21 protein-coding genes are annotated in these 19,351 nt (G+C 55.3%); 10 read left to right on the forward strand and 11 right to left on the reverse strand.

The features are described 5' to 3' along the window. Positions 1–16: 16 nt before the first annotated feature. Complete coding sequence (gene bioA, locus PS2015_RS13440) at positions 17–1,330, forward strand: adenosylmethionine--8-amino-7-oxononanoate transaminase (RefSeq protein WP_156412746.1); 1,314 nt, start codon at positions 17–19, stop codon at positions 1,328–1,330. A gap of 1 nt (position 1,331) precedes the next feature. Here bioA and PS2015_RS13445 read toward each other — a convergent pair whose 3' ends face one another. The 9 genes from PS2015_RS13445 to pilM all read right to left on the reverse strand — a co-directional run bounded on the left by PS2015_RS13445 (position 1,332) and on the right by pilM (position 8,846). Continuing rightward, the gene (locus PS2015_RS13445; RefSeq protein WP_058022710.1) at positions 1,332–2,117 is read right to left on the reverse strand and encodes a TonB-dependent receptor; all 786 of its coding nucleotides are present in this window, start codon (positions 2,115–2,117) and stop codon (positions 1,332–1,334) included. 66 nt (positions 2,118–2,183) lie between these two features. Further along, the gene (folK, locus tag PS2015_RS13450; RefSeq protein ID WP_058022711.1) at positions 2,184–2,735 is read right to left on the reverse strand and encodes a 2-amino-4-hydroxy-6-hydroxymethyldihydropteridine diphosphokinase; all 552 of its coding nucleotides are present in this window, start codon (positions 2,733–2,735) and stop codon (positions 2,184–2,186) included. Beyond that, positions 2,707–3,771 (reverse strand): uroporphyrinogen decarboxylase, encoded by a 1,065-nt coding sequence (gene hemE / locus PS2015_RS13455; RefSeq protein WP_082628140.1) that lies wholly within the window; start codon positions 3,769–3,771, stop codon positions 2,707–2,709. The genes folK and hemE overlap by 29 nt, the downstream gene beginning before the upstream one ends. A gap of 60 nt (positions 3,772–3,831) precedes the next feature. Further along, positions 3,832–4,920 (reverse strand): 3-dehydroquinate synthase, encoded by a 1,089-nt coding sequence (gene aroB, locus PS2015_RS13460; RefSeq protein WP_058022712.1) that lies wholly within the window; start codon positions 4,918–4,920, stop codon positions 3,832–3,834. After that, a complete protein-coding gene (gene aroK, locus PS2015_RS13465) occupies positions 4,913–5,479 on the reverse strand; it encodes a shikimate kinase AroK (protein ID WP_058022713.1) in 567 nt (188 codons plus the stop codon). The genes aroB and aroK overlap by 8 nt, the downstream gene beginning before the upstream one ends. A 78-nt stretch (positions 5,480–5,557) precedes the next feature. After that, positions 5,558–6,790 (reverse strand): secretin GspD/PilQ domain-containing protein, encoded by a 1,233-nt coding sequence (locus PS2015_RS13470; RefSeq protein ID WP_058022714.1) that lies wholly within the window; start codon positions 6,788–6,790, stop codon positions 5,558–5,560. Then, positions 6,787–7,464 (reverse strand): hypothetical protein, encoded by a 678-nt coding sequence (locus PS2015_RS13475; protein ID WP_156412747.1) that lies wholly within the window; start codon positions 7,462–7,464, stop codon positions 6,787–6,789. Before PS2015_RS13475 ends, PS2015_RS13470 begins: the two co-directional genes overlap by 4 nt. Beyond that, the gene (locus PS2015_RS13480) at positions 7,454–8,023 is read right to left on the reverse strand and encodes a hypothetical protein (RefSeq protein ID WP_058022716.1); all 570 of its coding nucleotides are present in this window, start codon (positions 8,021–8,023) and stop codon (positions 7,454–7,456) included. Before PS2015_RS13480 ends, PS2015_RS13475 begins: the two co-directional genes overlap by 11 nt. Then, a complete protein-coding gene (gene pilM, locus PS2015_RS13485) occupies positions 7,995–8,846 on the reverse strand; it encodes a pilus assembly protein PilM (protein ID WP_058022717.1) in 852 nt (283 codons plus the stop codon). The genes PS2015_RS13480 and pilM overlap by 29 nt, the downstream gene beginning before the upstream one ends. A 140-nt stretch (positions 8,847–8,986) precedes the next feature. Between pilM and PS2015_RS13490 the strand changes: the two genes are divergently transcribed. Beyond that, positions 8,987–11,323, forward strand: a complete 2,337-nt coding sequence (locus PS2015_RS13490) for a penicillin-binding protein 1A (protein ID WP_058022718.1) — start codon at positions 8,987–8,989, stop codon at positions 11,321–11,323. Between the two features lie 47 nt (positions 11,324–11,370). Here PS2015_RS13490 and rpmE read toward each other — a convergent pair whose 3' ends face one another. Together rpmE and PS2015_RS13500 are read right to left on the reverse strand one after the other, a co-directional pair. Beyond that, the gene (gene rpmE / locus PS2015_RS13495; RefSeq protein ID WP_058022719.1) at positions 11,371–11,580 is read right to left on the reverse strand and encodes a 50S ribosomal protein L31; all 210 of its coding nucleotides are present in this window, start codon (positions 11,578–11,580) and stop codon (positions 11,371–11,373) included. A gap of 167 nt (positions 11,581–11,747) precedes the next feature. Continuing rightward, complete coding sequence (locus PS2015_RS13500) at positions 11,748–12,113, reverse strand: chorismate mutase (RefSeq protein ID WP_058022720.1); 366 nt, start codon at positions 12,111–12,113, stop codon at positions 11,748–11,750. A 128-nt stretch (positions 12,114–12,241) separates the two neighbouring features. Here PS2015_RS13500 and PS2015_RS13505 point away from each other — a divergent pair, with 128 nt between their 5' ends. From PS2015_RS13505 to PS2015_RS13540, 8 genes are all read left to right on the forward strand, one after another. Beyond that, positions 12,242–14,275 carry a primosomal protein N' gene (locus PS2015_RS13505; protein ID WP_237113333.1) on the forward strand — a complete coding sequence of 678 codons (2,034 nt, stop codon included), beginning with the start codon at positions 12,242–12,244 and terminating at the stop codon, positions 14,273–14,275. A 59-nt stretch (positions 14,276–14,334) separates the two neighbouring features. Further along, on the forward strand, positions 14,335–15,039 hold the full coding sequence (locus PS2015_RS13510) for an SPOR domain-containing protein (RefSeq protein WP_058022721.1): 705 nt from the start codon (positions 14,335–14,337) through the stop codon (positions 15,037–15,039). Positions 15,040–15,086: 47 nt separating this feature from the next. Continuing rightward, the gene (gene hslV / locus PS2015_RS13515) at positions 15,087–15,644 is read left to right on the forward strand and encodes an ATP-dependent protease subunit HslV (RefSeq protein ID WP_418054911.1); all 558 of its coding nucleotides are present in this window, start codon (positions 15,087–15,089) and stop codon (positions 15,642–15,644) included. A 4-nt stretch (positions 15,645–15,648) separates the two neighbouring features. Then, positions 15,649–16,989, forward strand: coding sequence for an ATP-dependent protease ATPase subunit HslU (gene hslU / locus PS2015_RS13520; RefSeq protein WP_058022723.1), 1,341 nt, complete (start codon positions 15,649–15,651; stop codon positions 16,987–16,989). After that, the gene (locus PS2015_RS13525; RefSeq protein ID WP_058022724.1) at positions 16,990–17,385 is read left to right on the forward strand and encodes a gamma-butyrobetaine hydroxylase family protein; all 396 of its coding nucleotides are present in this window, start codon (positions 16,990–16,992) and stop codon (positions 17,383–17,385) included. 2 nt (positions 17,386–17,387) lie between these two features. Next, positions 17,388–18,161 (forward strand): bifunctional demethylmenaquinone methyltransferase/2-methoxy-6-polyprenyl-1,4-benzoquinol methylase UbiE, encoded by a 774-nt coding sequence (gene ubiE / locus PS2015_RS13530; RefSeq protein ID WP_058022725.1) that lies wholly within the window; start codon positions 17,388–17,390, stop codon positions 18,159–18,161. Between the two features lie 2 nt (positions 18,162–18,163). After that, complete coding sequence (locus PS2015_RS13535) at positions 18,164–18,778, forward strand: ubiquinone biosynthesis accessory factor UbiJ (protein WP_058022726.1); 615 nt, start codon at positions 18,164–18,166, stop codon at positions 18,776–18,778. Between the two features lie 144 nt (positions 18,779–18,922). Then, complete coding sequence (locus PS2015_RS13540) at positions 18,923–19,345, forward strand: hypothetical protein (protein ID WP_156412748.1); 423 nt, start codon at positions 18,923–18,925, stop codon at positions 19,343–19,345. The last annotated feature ends 6 nt before the right edge of the window (positions 19,346–19,351 follow it).

Below are 19,351 nucleotides of genomic sequence, written 5' to 3' on the forward strand. Positions count from 1 at the left end.
CTGACTACACTTCCTCATGACAATGGATTTTGATGAAAGCCTCCGCTGGGATCGACGGCACCTGATACACCCCTACACATCAATGACCGCACCCCTGCCCGCCTATTTGGTGCGTAACGCCAGCGGATGTCGTCTGTATCTGCAAGACGGCACCGAGCTGGTCGATGGCATGAGCTCCTGGTGGGCCGCTATTCATGGCTATAATCACCCGGTATTGAACGAAGCCGTGAGCGCACAAATCCAGCAGATGTCACATGTCATGTTCGGCGGCCTCACCCATATGCCGGCTATCGAGCTGGGGCGGCAACTGCTGCAGATCTGCCCTTCCGGACTGAGCAAGATATTTTTCTGTGACTCCGGTTCAGTCGCGGTTGAAGCGGCCATAAAAATGGCGTTGCAATACTGGCAGGCCCGGAGTCGACCAGACAAGCACCGCATGATCAGCCTGCGCCAGGCTTATCATGGAGACACCTTCGCCGCCATGTCTGTCTGCGATCCGGTCACCGGCATGCACAGCCTGTTCTCTGGCACACTGAAACAACAACTGTTTGCGCCGGCACCAGACTGCCGTTTTGATGAGATCTGCCTATCGGAGCATCTTGCCGAGACTGTACATCTGTTTGAATCTCATCACACTGAGATCGCAGCATTGATTGTCGAGCCTATTGTGCAGGGAGCAGGTGGCATGCGTTTCTACTCACCGGCTTACCTGCAGCAACTGCGCCGGCTCTGCGATGAATTTGGTGTACTGATGATCGTCGATGAAATCGCTACCGGCTTCGGTCGTACCGGCAAACTGTTCGCCTGCGAGCATGCCGGTATTTCCCCGGATATCATGTGCCTGGGCAAGGCGCTTACCGGCGGGTATATGACTCTCGCCGCCACTCTGACAAACGACACTGTTGCTGACACCATTGGTGGTGCAGGATTGCCATTCATGCACGGCCCAACCTTCATGGCCAACCCGCTTGCCTGCGCCACGGCCTGCGCCAGCGTGGAGCTGTTGTTAAACAGTCCATGGCAACAACGGGTGGCCAACATCCAGCAAACGCTCACTGAACAGCTTTTTGTGTGCCGCCGGTCCCCGGCAGTCGCTGACGTGAGGGTACTGGGTGCGATAGGCGTTGTGGAGATGAAAAAAGCGGTTGACATGTGCTGGGTTCAGCAACGCTTTGTCGAGCTGGGTGTGTGGATCAGACCATTCGGACGATTAATATACCTGATGCCGCCCTTCATCATCAGCAAAGCAGAGCTTTACAGGCTGACAGCGGCAGTCATCAGTGTCGTGAGGGAAATTGAAAATCAGGAAGCCCGGAACCCCGGCTGTTAATTCAGAACTGGTACTTGATGGTACCGTAGGCAACGCGATCGGGGGTGTCGCCAACTCGCGTACCCGCCGCGTCGATGACGTTAACAGGGCGTCGATCAAAATTATTACGCAGACCAAGCGAGAACGAGGCATTGCCCTGACGACCGGCGCGCACATTATAGCCGTAACGAAGGTCCAGAGTAGTAATCTGCCCCACCAGCTCATTCAATTGATCAACATTCATACGATCCAGACCCAACCTGCCAACGCTTTCCATGGCATCGCTGTAACTGGTTACGGCTGTTGCAGTGTGATTACCAAATTGCCAGGTGAAGGTCACGCTACTCTGCAACTCCGGCAGTTTACCCAGAAGTGTGGATGACTCCGGTACCGCAGTGGCTGCAACCGTATCACTAACGGCATCGGTGATTCGCGTGTTATACACGTAGGTTGTATTTGTGCTAAGCACAAACTGACCAAAGCGGGAAGACTCCCAGACATAGGATGCACTGACATCCAGCCCCGGTACCTGACCACTACCAACCAGCAGCGCGTGTTCGTGACTGACATCAACCAGCTCCAGCGTATCTTCAGATGCCGAGAGAGCTGGAAAAGCCTCAAGACGCAGCTCCGGCCCAAGTCTCAGATTCAGTGACCCGGGGTCGGGAATATTCAGTCGGGCTGTATCAAGATCAGCGATATCCGCAATATCCGCATCATCATCAGCCAGGGCTATTGGCGAAAACGCCATAGCCAGCACCGCAATCAGCGCTGCCAGATTCAAGCTTGTGGGTTGATGTTGCGTCATGTTCCTGCCGATTATCTGCATTCTTGTAACGGACGGCCCTTCAGTATACATAATTCAACAACTGTATCAAGCCGCCCGCAGTCGATTCAACAGGATTTGGGCTGTCCCACTGCCATCCGGAAACGAATACTGTGGCCACAACTCACACAAGGGTTGCAGGACAAATTCGCGCCGCGCCGCCCGAGGATGCGGCAGGAGCAGGTTTTTATCGCTGCTGGTTTGTTGACCAAATGCGATCAGATCCAGATCCAGAACCCGCGGCTCGTTCACCAGGCCAGAGCGTTTACGCCCGAACTGAGCTTCAATTTGATGCAGACAAGCCAGCAATGATCTGGCTGTTTCGCCTTCGCGAGGTATCAGCAAAAGCACGGCATTGGCAAAATCCGGACTACCTGGCGGGCATTCCAGCGGTTGGCTGCTGATTATCGATGAATACAGCACTGGCTTATTGCTCAGCTCCTGAAGACTGGCAAAGGCACTCTTTACAGCCTCGACAGGGCTGCCGTGTTCAGACTCAAGATTGGAGCCAAGCGCTATCAGCGCGACTGATGCCAGGATCGAAGGCTTCTCACCGCAAGCGGCCAGCCAGTTATCGATGATAGCTGGCCGACAACTCATGTACCGCATCCACAAATGCTGACACATTGTCAGGGTCTACATGCGGCGTAATACCGTGCCCCAGGTTAAACACATGACCGTTACCGCTGCCAAACGACTCCAGAATGCGCGCAACTTCGGCGCGAATGCTGGCTGGCGAAGAATAAAGAATTGCCGGATCCATGTTGCCCTGCAGGCTGACTTTGTCGCCAATGCGGGCGCGTGCCTGACCTATTTCAATGGTCCAGTCCAGGCCCACACAGTTGGCGCCAGACGCCGCAATGGACTCCAGCCATAAACCACCATTTTTGGTGAATACGATGACAGGCACCGGTCGCCCTTCTGACTCCTTGTGAAGACCACTGATGATTTTCCGCATATAAGAAAGCGAGAAAGCTTCATAGGCCGGCGTTGTCAGGATGCCCCCCCAGGTATCAAATATCTGCACGGCCTGCGCACCCGCCTCGATCTGGGCATTCAGGTAGACAGTAACAGCGCTGGCCAGCTTATCCAGCAGGGCGTGCATGACCTCGGGCTGGTTATACATCAGAGCCTTGGCATGACGAAAATCTTTACTGCCACTGCCTTCAATCATATAGGTTGCCAGCGTCCAGGGGCTTCCGGAGAAACCGATCAATGGCACCGAGCCATTCAGTTCCCGGCGAATCAGCGACACTGCGTCGGTCACATATTTCAGGTCGCTGCCCATATCTGGAATGGGAAGCGCCGCCACGTCCTGCTGATTCCTGACGGTTTTGCGGAACCGTGGACCTTCGCCCGTCGAAAAATACAACCCCAGTCCCATGGCATCAGGGATAGTCAAAATGTCAGAAAACAGGATGGCCGCGTCAAATGCATATCGACGCAAAGGCTGCAGCGTCACTTCGCAGGCCAGCTCCGGAGACTGACACAGACTCATAAAATCACCCGCCTTTTCGCGGGTAGCCCGATATTCCGGCAGATAACGACCGGCCTGACGCATCATCCAGACAGGTGTTACATCAACGGATTCACCCATCAATGCGCGTAAAAATCGGTCATTTTTTAGAGGTACCACGAAAAACTCCTGCAAATATCAGAGGGCTCAGCAATTCAGACAGGGCATTTTACACGCAATTCAGCGACAAAGCGCGGCTCCCGCACACAAGGTCTGCTGCAACAGCGATGCCGGAACATCGGCCTCAACGACGGCATCGCCAATCTGCCTCAGCAAAACAAACCGAATTTTGCCGCCCTGGACTTTTTTGTCTACTGCCATCAATGTCATGAACTGTCCGGAACTGATTTGCTCCGGAGGCACAACCGGAAGGCCGGCGCGCTCTATCAAGGCTCTGGCGCGTGACGCCTCCTCAGCCGATATCCAACCCAGGCGGTGCGACAAGTCAGCGGCCATCACCATTCCGGTGGCAACGGCTTCGCCGTGCAACCAGACACCATACCCCATGGCTGACTCAATCGCGTGGCCAAAGGTATGCCCCAGATTGAGCAGTGCACGCTTACCACCTTCGCGCTCGTCGGCGGCAACAATACGGGCTTTTTCTTCGCAGCAAATTTTGACGGCCTGCGCCTGTAGCTCAGAATCTCCCGCCAGCAGCGCATCAATGTGCATCTCCAGCCAGGCAAAAAATTCAGCATTGCCCAACAAGCCGTATTTGATCACCTCTGCCAGCCCGGCGCGCAGCTCCCGTTCTGGCAGGGTCTTGAGCACATCAATATCCGCCAGCACAATTTTGGGTTGATAAAATGCACCAATCATGTTTTTGCCCAGCGGATGATTAACGCCTGTTTTACCGCCCACCGATGAATCAACCTGCGCCAGCAGAGTGGTTGGAACCTGAATAAAGTTAACACCCCGTTGGTAGCTGGCTGCTGCAAATCCTGTCAGATCACCAGTCACACCACCGCCAAGGGCAATCAAAGTGGTGCTGCGCTCGTGCCTGGACTCGAGCAGCCGGTCAAAAATCAGATTCAGGGTTTGCAGCGTTTTTGTATGTTCGCCGTCTGGCAGAATCAGCGTGTCACACTGCACGCCCTCCAGAGACCGCTGCAAGCTGGCCAGATGCAGAGGCGCTACAACCTCATTACTGACAATCAACGCCCGACCGCCTGGCACATAGGGTGTCAGCAATCCGGGAGTGCCGAGCAGGCCGGCGCCTATAAGAATAGGGTAACTGCGCTCACCCAGGGCCACTGTTAATTCAATCATGCGAACTCTCTTTATTCTCTCCGGTCGATCGTTGCGAGGCATCCAATTGTTGCAGGCGTTTCACGATCTCATTGACTACATTACGGGGGCCTCGCCGACTGGTTTCAACAATCAGATCTGCTGTTTCCAGGTATAGCGGCTCCCGGACACGCATTAACTCTTTGATCCGTCCCAGTGGGTCGGCCGTCTGCAACAGGGGTCGGTTACGATCTTTGCTGGTGCGCTCAAACTGCTGCGCGATGCTGGCTTTCAGGTAGACCACCACTCCACGGGATTGCAAGCGTCGGCGGGTTGCCTCCGACAGGATTGCTCCGCCTCCGGTCGCCATGACGATACCGTCCTGCTGCGTCAGGGAATCGATCATACGCTCTTCGCGAACCCTGAAACCCGGCTCACCTTCCACATCGAAAATCCATGGAATATCGGCCCCAGTCACGGCCTCAATTTCCCTGTCGGAATCCAGAAAAGGACGTCCGAGACTTTGCGCCAGCATCCGCCCTATGGTGCTTTTACCAACACCCATCGGACCAATCAGGAACACATTGTTCGGCTTTTTCATGGAATTTCACAGACCTTTGACGCGCAAGCGCGCAATCTAACCCGCATAGGTATAAAAACTCAAGTAAAAGCGCGACTGTCAGGGAGAGGGGATAATGCGCGGGGTGATAAATATCAGCAGCTCTGTGCGACGGTCCGCATCCAGGGTGCGGCGGAACAAACCGCCGATCAATGGAGCAGACTGCAACACCGGCGTGCCAGTGCGGGTTTGAGTCTGCTCTTCGCGGAAAATACCTCCCAGAACCAGGGTATCGGTGTTGTCGATCAGCACCTGCGTATCAATCGTATTGGTATTGATGGCCGGCACCTCGGCGGAACCGGAGGCGACTGAATCCTGGCGAATCTGCAGAGAAAGCAGAATTCGTCCATCCGGGGTGATTTTGGGTTTTACTTCCAGGGATAAAACTGCATCAACAAATTCCGTAATCGAACCGCCGGCAGTACCTCCAGCCTGCGCCTGGTAGGGAATCCTGACACCAGAGCGGATACTGGCCGCTTTATTATCCTGCGTCATCACTCTTGGGCGGGCAATCAGATCAGCCTGACCGCGATTCTGCAACAGACTCAACTCCCACTCCAGTAATCGGCTGTTTCGCACCAATCCGTTACGTATCGTCCCAGGGGACTGGTGTGTTAATGCCATTTCAAAGCCAACATCACTATCTGTATTCCCGGCAGCGCTGATACCCCAGCGCACACCCAGTTCACGACCGGTTTCCAGCGATGCGCTGACAATTCGCGCCTCGATCAAGACCTGACTGACCGGCACGTCCAACTCTGTCAGCAGGACCTCTACGTCTTTGATACGGGTCGAAGTATCCCGGATAATCAATGTGGCTGTTCTTTCATCCAGCCAGGCGTTGCCCGCCTCGGACAAAAATCCACCCGTACCACCAACCCCGATGAGTTGCAGGAGCTGATCAGCATCCGCGTATTTTATCTGAATATATCGAGTCTGCATTGCATCGCCGGAATCGCCATTTTCAGCCGCCGACGATTCACGGATCAGCAACTGCTGGCCGCGCATCTCATAGCTGAGATCTAATGGCACAAGCAAGGCATCCAACAGCTCATTCAGGGTATCAGCGTCAACATCGAACGACCGCAACCCGTCAAACGGCTGCTGATCAACATCAAATTCAAGCTCCAGCCCTAGTTGTCGGGCTAACAGGTTCATTGCCTCTGACAGTTGCACATCCTGAACCTGGAACCGATAGTCACGTGAGTCGGCCAATGCCTGTTCAACGGACAAGATTATAAAAAATATCACTAAAGTGACTCGCACCAAAATGGTTGATCTGGATGTCATCATGGCCCGAGCTCTTGCAGGCGTAACGTTCCGTCGAGCTTACGCAACACACGCCAGCCCGTCCCATCGATAAGCAGAAATCCCAGATCAGATTTATCCGGGGAGACTGCCGCCGGACTTGTGCGCATCAGGTGAAGCACTTCCTGTGACAAATTCACTGTCATTGTGAATTGGTCAGACTGGCCACGCTCCCTTGAAATCGCCAGGTCCAGGTTCTGCAAACTTTTCAGGTGGACAGACAAAGCTTGCAGATAGGCGACGAGCTGACCGAACCGGCCTGTCAGCTCAAGCTGAAAAGCAGGGGCCGCAATAGCCGGATCGCCAATGTCAGTGATCGATTGCAGCTCCGGACCTGAAACATCTGCGATGTCATGCAATCGTGTCAAAAGATCACCGCGATAGGACTCTTTTTCATCAACACCATTAATCGCCATCACAAGGTGCATCATGGGAAGTTGGCCGAGGTGATGCAGCATTGATTTCTGCAATTCTTCTCTGATCAATTCATTGCTGCCTGAGTGTCGCTGCAAAGCCTGTTGAATGTTGCCGCGCTGCCAGTGATGCCCGCCCAGCACAATAATCAAACCGATACAGAGCAAAATCATGGCTGGCAAAAAGCACAGCAGGCGGTAGCGTAACGGTGATAAGTGTGCAATTCGTGCAGCACTAAACATCATCGCTCACCGGAGCAGCGCGCAGGCCAAACGTATACCCACGTTGAGCCTGGTAATGCTGCTGTAAAGATTCAATATGCCAATCCGAATCAGCCAGCGCCGACCGCAACTGCCGGGCAAAGACGTCAATGTCTGAGGCAAGACCACCCCTGCCGTCAATAAGCAACCCGGACTGACTGAATTTCAGATTTTCAATAACAATTAACTGTCCGGGCACCTGTGCTGACTCCGCAGACATATTCAACAGACCGGCCAGCGTTCCCAGCATCATCTGCCCCTTGATGAGTTGCTCAGCCTGCACACGCCATGCACGCCAGAGCATATGCGAATCTGAAAACTCCCCCAACAGCAGTTGCAATCGGCTTTCTTCATCCTGTAAACACTGCAGCTCAGCACTCGCCGCAAGCACCCCGGACCTGAGCATCATTACGCTCACACCAAGCAGAACTCCAACCAGAGAACACATCAACACATTGACCAAGACCAGGCGGATCAGTCTCTGCCGATGCCACTTTTCCCGCCAGGGCAGAAAGTTAATCAACATAAGATCGCTCAGATCCATTAATACCTTTCCTGATCGCGGCGCCCGCTGCGACAGCATGACGTGGATCGGGGAAAAAAACTGTCTGCAAACCCAGACCTTGCAACAAGTTACCGAGCGCCGCCTTTGAGCCATAATCGCCTGAAACCGCGATACTGGGCTCTGCCGGGAGAGTGGCAGTCACGCTGAGTACCTGTAATGCCCTTTTGACATCCAGCGGACTTACGACAGAGCCCGCAACAGGAAACTGCCGACTGAAAACCAGAGACATAGAATCGAAAACATGCAGCGACACACTGTCTGACCGGCAATGAAGAAAAATATCCGGCAGCTCACTCCGGCATTGCCAGGCAAAGGCACGCTGCAGAGCAATAGCTTCACAGTCCACTACCGCTGGCGCCCAGGGCAATCCGGAAAAGTACTGAAACTGTCGCTCAATCTCTGCGCGCCTGGCAGCGAACACCAGGAGATCACAATGATCACTCGACTGTTGTAATCGCGTACGAACAAAATCAAGTGAAAAAAGCGCCGGAGACTCTGGCAAACAATCCAGAACGCCCGGAGCTGAGAGATAGGCCAGCACTTCACGGTCATCAAGTGCGCCAGGAACACTGACCTTCTGGGCATGGATATGGCCAGCCGACAATGTAACAACAAGGCTCTGTCGTTTTCGCGGCAGTATCGGCAAGATCTCGCTCACACATTGCTTTATGGCAGTGCCAACCTCAAATTCAGCACCATCGATTTTTGCCATTTCTGATGTCGCAAGACACTGCCAGCCTTGCTTTCGCTGAACCGCCGCCACAGCACGGACCGCAGAGTCACTGATTTCCAATCCCAACATAAATTTGATCACCTCCCTGTATTCAATAATAGTTTTAGCTGCTTATTCCGCCTTTTGCCCAACTAAATGCCTGATATTTTGGGAAGGAAATCAAAACGCAGGCGGTATATACTGTCGGATCGCAGGCAGGCACAGGTTTTATGAAAAAAGTCGTCAAAATTCTGTTCTGGTTTGGCATTTTTTGCTTCAGTGGCGTTCTTATGGTGGCCTCTGCCGCCTATCTGTACCTGTCGCCTCAACTGCCGCCGGCCGAAACATACCGCAACGTACAGCTGGAGACGCCACTGCGAATCCTCACCGCCGACGGCAAACTGATTGAAGAAATCGGTGTCCGCCGCGATCCGTTGCGTTATCAAGACATCCCCCCGATGATGATCAACGCTGTCATCGCCAGCGAGGACTCCCGCTTTTATTCACATCCTGGTGTTGATTTTCGTGGCCTGGTGAGAGGTTTCTACGGCTTTGTGCGCGGCGTCAACCTGGGTGGTGGCAGCACCATTACCATGCAGCTGGCCAACAATATCTCGTTTGACAGCGATAATGTGTACGCGCGAAAACTCAAAGAAATACCCTTTGCGATACGATTGCAGCAGGAATTGAGCAAGGAAGAAATTCTTGAGCTCTACCTGAATCTGGTGTTTTTCGGGCAAGGCGCTGAAGGTATTGGTGCTGCCGCAGCAGTCTATTACGACAAAACCGTAGACCAGATGACCATCGGCGAGATGGCAACCATGGTATCGGTGCTACCCTGCCCTTCGGTATGCAACCCGGTCACCAATCCCCAGCGCGCCAGAACCCGCCGCGATGTTGTTATCAACAAAATGCTGGCGCAGGGCATGATCAATCGTCAACAGCACGCCGAAGCACTGGCTGAACCTGTCGTCGCCCGACGCCATCTGCGCACCATCGAAGTCAGCGCCCCTTACGTGGCAGAAATGGTCCGTCAGCAATTATTTGACGAATATGGTGAAGACATCTACCGCCTGGGAATCGAGGTCACCACAACTATTCAGAGCGATATGCAGGTGGCCGCCAATCAGGCTTTGCAGAATGGCCTGGAAAACTATTACGACCGCCGCCACGGTTATCGTGGACCGGAAGCACATATTCCGCCGATCGGCGAAGATCCCACAGAGCGCTGGTTAACTGAGTTAAATGTGGTGCCAACTCTGGGCAATCATCAACCGGCCTTTGTCACGCAGGTCAATGAGCGTTCAATTGATATTCTTCTGCGGGACGGTCAGACAGCAACGGTAGAGTGGACCGGTCTGGAATGGGCTCGCCCGTTTATCACACGCAACAACGCCTGGCCACCTCCCCAGCAAGCCAGTGACATCGTGGAAGTCGGAGATCGCATACGTGTGCGACGTGGCACAGGCGGCTGGCAACTGGGACAGATCCCGGAAATTCAGGGCGCTCTGGTTTCCGTTTCGCCCGATAATGGCGACATTCTGGCCTTGATAGGCGGCTACGATTTCCGTCATAGTCAGGTCAACCGTGCCCTGAGCAGCCGACCGCCGGGTTCCGGTTTCAAGGCCTTTCTGTACGGAGCCGCTCTGGAGGATGGTTATACCCCGGCTACGCTGATCAACGATGCACCGTTCGCCCGCGGCAATTATCGGCCACAGAACTATGAACGCAACTTCCTGGGACCCATCACCTTGCGGCACGCCATCAAGGACTCCCGTAACGTACCCGCCGTGCGACTGATTGATCAGGTGGGCTGGGAGAAGGTGATCGACTTTGCCGGACGCTTCGGTTTTGACACCGGCAACTTCCCGCGCGGCGACCTGACACTGGCGCTGGGTAGTCAGGATGTGCAACCACTGGAAATGGCCATCGGCTATGCCATGATCGCCAATGGCGCCAGACCCATCAGCCCGTCCTTTATAAAACGCATCGAAACATTCAGTGGTGTGATTTATGAGGAAGAAGAATCTCCAGACTGTCCCGAATGCCCCGTTGAAACCGTCACGGATCCTCGGGTCACCTATATCCTGAGCACCCTGCTGCGCTCTGTTGTTGAAGAAGGCAGCGGTCGGCGCATCAACCGCGAAATGAATCGCCGGGATCTGATGGGCAAAACCGGGACCACCAACGGGCCGGCCGAACTCTGGTTTACCGGCTTTAACGGCGATGTGGCTACCAGTGTATTCGTCGGCCTGGATCAGCCAGAGCCGCTAGGCGAGTCGGAACAGGGTGCAACCGTTGCAGTACCCATCTGGATTGACTACATGAGCCAGGTTCTCAAGGATAAGCCGGAGCATGGCGTTGACCGGCCAGCAGGCCTGGTGGATCGCCTGATTGATCGCGATACCGGAGGGATAGCCCGCCCCGGCCAGTCCAATACTATGTTCGAGGTGTTCATGGCAGAGAATGCTCCGTCACTGAGTAGCGGCATCAACGAAGAAACGGCTTGCGACGAATCACTGGAAGCGGACTGCGACGACGCCCTGTCAACCGAAATCCTCTTCTAGGAAGTTCGACTGACAGGGTCTTTTTAAGTCGATAGACTGGTGAATAATCAGACTTTGCGGTTACCAAAGCGCTTGTTGAATCGATCAACACGGCCGGCGCTGTCAAGAATCTTCTGCTTGCCGGTATAGAAAGGATGGCAGGCTGCGCAGACGTCAACCAGGAAATCCTTACCGATGGTAGAACGTGTTTCAATCACGTTGCCGCAACTGCAAGTGGCTTTAACTGCCTGGTAGTTCGGATGAATATCGGCCTTCATGGTATTACCTCGTATTTACCGGCATCGCCACACAGCCGCATCTATCGTCAGCCGTGCACCATACCTGTATCAGTAGCTGTGCAACGTTAATAATGCACAACAGGACTATGGAAAAAGGGGCGCTATTGTAGCAGAGAATTTACACCGCGCAAGCCGGATAGCCACAATCAGGCTCCAGAACTGATGCCCGAACGCATCTTGTCGTGGTTTTTGACTGTTTCACGCATGATCTGGGCCAGAATCTCTGCCACCAGGTCGGCATTCAGACCATGCAATTCACACTGCCGCCGAATATCATCGAGTTTTTCAGCCTCTCGCTGAGGGTCAAACGACTGCAGTCCCACTCGCGCCTTGATGTTGCCAACCCGCCTGGTCAGAGCGAATCGATTGGCCAGCATCAGCACCAGTGACTGATCCAGCCTGTCAATCTGCTTGCGCAACTCCAGAAGCTCCGCCTGCCATTCTGCCGGAGTCCACTCGACTGATTGTTGCTGTGCATCCGGCATGCCAGTCACTTCTGATCGCTCGCTCATCGCTTTCCCCACCCTGCCGTCCAGTTACTGCCTTGACCAACGCTCTCAGTATAAAGCAAGCTGTGGTCCTCTAAAACCAGTTATAATCAACAGACCATTCTGTAAGACACCACTGTCCGGATCTCTGCGTGCCTGCTCACAGCTCATCCAAACCCACAATTGTCAGAGTTGCCGTGCCTTCGCCGCTGCGCCAGAGTTTCGACTATCTGTTGCCCGATGAGGGCATTCGTGTTGCACCCGGCGCACGGGTCAGAGTGCCTTTTGGCCGACGTGAACTGACTGGCGTAGTGGTTGCTGTTGATCATGACTCCACCGTCAGTCCTGAAAAGCTCAAACCCCTGCTGGCCCTACTGGATGAAGAACCACTGATTCCGCCTCATTTGCTGTCTCTTTGGCAGTGGGCAGCGCAGTATTATCAACACCCGATTGGCGAAGTCATGCATACCCTGATGCCAGCCGGTTTGCGCAGCAAGGGCAATGCAACCGTTAAACGGCGAAAGAGTGACACCATTTTGCCGCCACTGACGCCCGACCAGCCACCGGAACTCAATCAGGAGCAGCGCTCCGCTGTGGCCGCCATTGATGCCAGCCAGGGAAAATTTACCTGCTTTCTGCTTGACGGGGTAACCGGAAGCGGCAAGACAGAAGTCTACCTGCAGGCCATTGGCCGCACCCTGGAGCTGAAGCGCCAGGCCCTGGTGCTGGTGCCGGAGATCAGTCTGACACCCCAGACACTGGCCCGTTTCCGCCAGCGCTTTGATGTCCCGGTTGCGGTCATGCACTCTGGCCTGACACCACGCCAGCGCCTCAATGCCTGGCTGGAAGCCGCTCAGGGCAGCGCAGACATTATTATCGGCACCCGATCAGCCATATTCACACCGCTGGCAAGACCCGGCCTTATCATCATCGATGAGGAGCACGACAACTCCTTTAAACAGCAGGATGGTTTCCGTTACTCCGCACGTGACCTGGGCGTGATGCGCGCACGACGCGAAAAACGGCCTATCATTCTGGGCTCGGCCACACCCTCACTGGAGAGCCTGCACAACGCCCGCAGCGGACGTTACACCCACCTGCACCTGACCATGCGCGCTGGCCAGGCGCAAATGCCTCGCTACATTCTGGTCGACACTAACAATCAAAGGCTGGCCGATGGTTTTTCAGACGCCTTGCTGGACGGCATCCGTGCTCATCTGCAGCGCGGCAATCAAGTTCTGATTTTCATCAACCGCCGCGGGTTTGCTCCCGTGTTGCAGTGTCAGGATTGTGGTTGGACGGCCGAATGCCGGCACTGCGATGCCCGCATGACACTGCATCGCTTTCCGCCGCATCTGCGCTGCCATCACTGTGAGCGGCGCGATCCGGTTAACCAGCATTGCCCGGACTGCCAGGGCAAAAACCTGTATGCGGCAGGCGCTGGTACCGAGCGCTGCGAAGCGGCGCTGCAACAAATTTTCAAGGAGACACCGGTGATCCGGGTTGACCGCGATGCGACTCGCCGCAAAGACGAGCTGGACAATCTGCTGACACGAATCAACCAGGGAGACCCCTGTATTCTGGTCGGCACCCAGATGTTGGCCAAAGGGCATCACTTTCCCGGCGTAACGCTGGTCGGCGTGCTCGATGCGGACAGCGGCCTGTTCAGCGCCGACTTTCGAGGCCAGGAGTTTATGGCGCAACTGCTGATACAGGTAGCCGGCCGTGCCGGGCGAGCAGAACAGGCCGGGGAGGTAATGATCCAGACTCGTCACAGCACTCACCAGAACCTGCAGACACTGGTGACACAGGGTTACCATGCGCTGGCTGAGCAGTTGCTGACAGAACGTCAATCCGTCGGCATGCCGCCCTTTGGCCATCTGGCGATGATCCGGGCCGAAGCCATCGACGCGCTGGCACCCGCCAGATTCCTGGATCAGATCTGCCAAAGCGCCCGGCAACTGATCACCAGCAACGGCCTGCAAAACACCATCGAAGTGAACGGCCCTTTCCCCGCACCGATGGAGCGCCGGGCCAATCGTTTCCGTCAACAACTGCTGCTGCGCAGCAACTCGCGCAGCGCCCTGCAGCACCTGCTGGGCGAATTGTGCATCAGCCTGGACGGCCAAAACAGCGGGCGCAAAGTGCGCTGGTCGATAGACGTCGACCCGCAAGATATGATCTGATCGAATGAGATCAAATGGCAAATTGACCCGGGCGATCACTCAACAGGATAATGGACAGTATGGAACACGATTTTGCAAAACGCCGCGCACGCACACCGTTAGCTGAACCCAGCCCGCCACCGCGCGCCTCTGGCCTGGCTCTTTTGCTGACTGGCATTGCCACCGGCGTTGTGATCGGGCTGTTTATTGGCCTGCTGATTTACATGAGCGGCCTGCTGCCAGCGCCGCCAATACAGACCAGCAGCGCCGAGACGCGCGAGTCGCAATTTCTCAGTGATGAGCAGACTCTGACTGAAGAGCTGGAACGGGAAGCCGCCCGCCTTCAGCTGGAGTTTTATCAGGAGCTGCCCAATTACGAAGTGGTTGTTGATGTGACGCCAGTGGCCGCGCCGGAGCCGCGTGTCAGCTCGCCGCCTGCCGAAACAGAAGAAACCGTCGCACAGCAAAGCAATAACACCGCAACCACCATCTCAGCGCCCGGTGCAGCAGAGACACAAGCGGCACCGACACCTGCCAGCCTGTCGACAGGCAATTTCTTATTGCAGGCCGGCGCCTTCCAGCAGCAATCGGCGGCCAGCGGACAATTGAACCGTTTGCTGGCACTGGGTCTGGATGCTCGCATCCGTCAGGAAAATCTGCCAGGCCGAACCCTGTATCTGGTCCAGGCCGGTCCCTATGACACACGAGAACAGATGCTGCGTGCCGAAAACACACTGCGCAGCAATAACATCGACACGATGCGGATTACACTAAACCGGCCTTGAAACCCCGGCGCCCGGACCCCATAACAGTCTTTCACATCAATCCGCCGATGACAGGAGAAGCGGTTTTGGAGCAATTCCGAGGAACAACCATATTATCAGTACGTCGCGGCAACAAAGTGGTTGTCGGTGGTGACGGCCAGGTCTCGCAGGGCAATACCGTGCTCAAGGGCAATGCCCGGAAAGTGCGACGTCTCTACAAAGATCAGGTAATCGCCGGTTTCGCCGGCGGCACAGCGGATGCCTTTACCCTTTTCGAACGTTTCGAAGAGCAACTGGAAAAACATCAGGGCAAACTGGTGAGGGCGGCTGTCGCGCTGGCCAAGCTCTGGCGCACCGAACGCTCGCTGCGCCGACTGGAAGCTCTGCTGGTGGTGGCCGATAAAGATGCGTCACTGATCATTACCGGCAACGGCGACGTGATTGAGCCTGAAGATGGTCTTATGGCCATTGGCTCAGGTGGTTCCTTTGCACTGTCTGCCGCCCGTGCCCTGTATTTCAACACCGATATGCCAGCCCGCGACATCGTCGACAAAAGCCTGGGTATCGCCGCGGATATCTGCGTGTACACCAACCATCAACACGTCATTGAAGAACTCGAGTATTAATCGCATGACAACCATGACCCCGCGAGAAATCGCCTCCGAGCTGGACCGCCACATAGTCGGCCAGCAAAAAGCCAAGCGCGCTGTTGCCATCGCCCTGCGGAATCGCTGGCGACGCATGCAACTGGGCGCTGATATCCGTCAGGAAATCACCCCCAAGAATATTCTGATGATTGGCCCGACCGGTGTGGGCAAAACTGAGATTGCCCGCCGCCTGGCCAAGCTGGCCAATGCCCCCTTTATCAAGGTTGAAGCTACCAAGTTTACTGAGGTGGGCTATGTAGGCCGCGATGTGGAATCGATCATTCGTGACCTGGTCGACATTGCCGTCAAAATGCTGCGGGAAGAACAGATAAAAAAGGTACAGCACCGAGCCGAAGACGCAGCCGAAGAGCGCATACTGGATGCCCTGCTGCCGCCGGCCCGCAGTGTCGCCGGCAACGACAGCACTCCGCCGGACAACTCCGCCACTCGCCAGATGTTCCGCAAAAAATTGCGTGAAGGTCAGTTGGACGACAAAGAAATCGAGATCAGCGTCAGCGACAATATTGCCGGTGTTGAAATCATGGCGCCGCCCGGCCTGGAAGAAATGACGAGCCAGCTCAAAAACATGTTCTCGTCCATGAACACCGGACGCAAAAAAAATCGACGCCTGCCCATCAAAGCCGCTTTCCGAATGCTGAAGGACGAGGAAGCAGCCAAGCTGATCAATGAAGAGGAAATCAAAAATCAGGCCATTGAGGTTACTGAGCAGACCGGCATTGTGTTTATTGATGAAATCGACAAGGTCACCGAGCGTAGCGATACGGGCAACAGCGGCGTATCCCGCGAAGGCGTTCAGCGCGATCTGCTGCCACTGATTGAAGGCTCTACGGTCACCACCAAGTACGGCAGCGTGAATACAGACCATATCCTGTTTATCGCATCAGGTGCCTTTCACTTGTCCAAACCATCCGACCTGATACCCGAGCTGCAAGGCAGGCTGCCGATTCGTGTGGAGCTGGATGCGTTGAACGCCGAAGATTTCAAACGCATTCTGACTGAGCCTAACGCCTCACTGACCGAGCAGTATCGCGCGTTGCTGGCAACAGAAAACCTCAAGATTCGTTTCACGGAAGACGGCATTACGCGCCTCGCTGAAACCGCCTGGGAAGTCAACGAGCGCACCGAGAACATCGGTGCCCGCCGATTGCACACCGTCATGGAGCGACTGCTGGAAGAAGTCTCATTTACAGCGGCTGATCTTGGTGCCGGCGACAACACCGAGCTGCTCATTGATGCCGACTATGTTGAGAAACAACTGGGCGACCTGGCACGTAATGAAGACCTGAGCCGCTTCATTCTGTAAATGGACACTCGACCGACCGACATCCGTCTGCGCAAGCTCAGCAACCTGCTGGAGCTGACTTATGCAGACGGACGCTGCTTCAACCTGCCTGCCGAATACTTGCGGGTATACTCACCTTCAGCCGAGGTAAAAGGTCACGGCACAGGTCAGGAGGTGCTGCAATACGGCAAACGTCATGTCCGGCTGTGCGGTGTGAGTCCCGTCGGCCACTATGGCATTAAACTCGTGTTTGACGATGACCACAGCAGCGGCATCTATACCTGGGACTATCTGTACGAACTTGGCAATAAACAGAACGACCTTTGGCAGGACTATCTGCAGCGCTTGGCGGCGGCGGGCCGATTGCGTGATGACGCACAAGTGATTAAGATTGTCGATCCGGCTAAAACGGATTGATTATGAACGACTCCAGCAGCACCAATTCCAGCGATAACGCGCAAACCACCACGCATTTCGGCTACCAGTCCGTCAGTCCGGCGGAGAAAACCCGGCGTGTCGGTCAGGTTTTCCACTCCGTGGCGCGGCGCTACGACCTGATGAATGACATCATCTCCATGGGCACCCACCGTGTTATCAAACGTTTCACCGTGGAACTTAGCGGCGTTCGACGCGGACACAGTGTCCTGGATCTGGCCGGCGGCACCGGCGATTTTTCCATGCAATTCTCGCCGCTGGTTGGCCCGGACGGGCGCGTTGTGCTGGCCGATATTAATGACTCCATGCTCAAGGTCGGCCGTGACCGGCTGATCGACAAAGGCATTACCGGCAACGTCAGTATCGCCCAGGTGAACGCTGAACAGTTACCCTTTGCTGACGAAAGTTTCGACTGTATCTGCATCGCGTACGGATTGCGCAATGTTACCGATAAAGATGCCGCACTGCGATCGATGTACCGCACCCTGAAACCCGGCGGACGTGTGCTGGTACTGGAGTTCTCCAAGCCGGTCAATCCGGCGCTCAGCAAAGCCTATGACGCCTGGTCCGCCCTGTGGCCAGTGGCTGGCAAAGCAGTGACCGGCGACAGTGACAGTTACAAGTATCTGGTTGAATCCATCAGGGTGCATCCGGATCAGGAAACGCTTAAAGACATGATGCAGGGAGCCGGCTTTTCTGACTGCCGGTATCACAACCTGATCGGCGGCATCAGCGCTGTGCATATTGGGCACAAGTAATCGTGGCCAGCCTGCTGAAATTCGCCCTGTTGCGCCCTGCCGAGCAACTACTGAATCTTGCGCTACGCAAAGATCCGCATCTGCTGAACACACTTTACGGACAGGCACCGGATAAAATCGTCGCCCTGCAATGCACCAGCCTGCCAGGCTTTGAAATTGGTCTGCAATTCACCCAACAGGGACTGCGCCTGCTAAGTGTGTCTGATCAGCCCCCCGCTGCCAGCATAACGGGCCCGGCAGCAGCGCTGATGGGACTGCTGACCAGCGAAGATCCCGCGGCCGCGCTGCATCATCCGCAACTGCAATTACACGGCGATGTGCATCTGGTTCAGGCCCTGCACCGGTCTATCAGCCGCCTGGAGCTGGACTGGAGTGATTTTTTCAGCAACCCGGCCTTTCAGCTTGTCAGCCAGGCCATGAAGTCTTCCGCGGCTGCCGTGCAGCAGGGCATAATCAGCCTGCGACAGGATACCGCCGACTATCTGCAACATGAGAGCGATCTGCTGCCAACCCGGGCTGAAGTGCATGACTTAACAGCGCGCACTGAATCGCTGAGACTGAGAATTGACCGCCTGCGGGCGCGATTGGATCAACTCAAACCGCCTGCGTCAATTTGACGCAGGCGCTTGAAACACAAGCCCTGCATGAGATAATCCGGCTCCGGTTGCCATTCGTAACAATATTCAGCTGTTATTCAGGTGCCATGCGCGCATAATGATAGCCACAAGTCATCAGTGACAATGAGTTGGGAGATTAAAGGCATGAATTCTGTAAAAAAATCTGACGGTTTTACATTGGCCACAGCGGCAGCGGCACTGATGATGTCCGGCACCGCCATGGCGGCCTTTGACACGCTGGATAACAACCCCGACAACCCCGTTAAAATTGCCGTCTGCCAGGATGTGGACAGCGCCAATTTTGTTGCCATCAGCACTGGCAACGAGAACTTCTCCTCTGTCATGTGTCAGGTGTTGGGCGGCAGTCAGGCAAAAGCTCTGAGTGCCAAGCCGGATACAGACCTGGCAGCCGATGCCGTCAAAGTAGCCTACTGTAACGATGTCTTCACCTGCGCCGGTCAAAACACCTGCCACGGCATCGGGTTTGTCGGCGTTTACAGTGACAGTGACGAGTTATCTGCCTCACTGTGCGAAAAGCTGGGCGGCACGGTACTGTCCTCGCTGTAAGCGATC

The sequence above is a fragment of the Pseudohongiella spirulinae genome (assembly GCF_001444425.1).
GTDB lineage: Bacteria > Pseudomonadota > Gammaproteobacteria > Pseudomonadales > Pseudohongiellaceae > Pseudohongiella > Pseudohongiella spirulinae.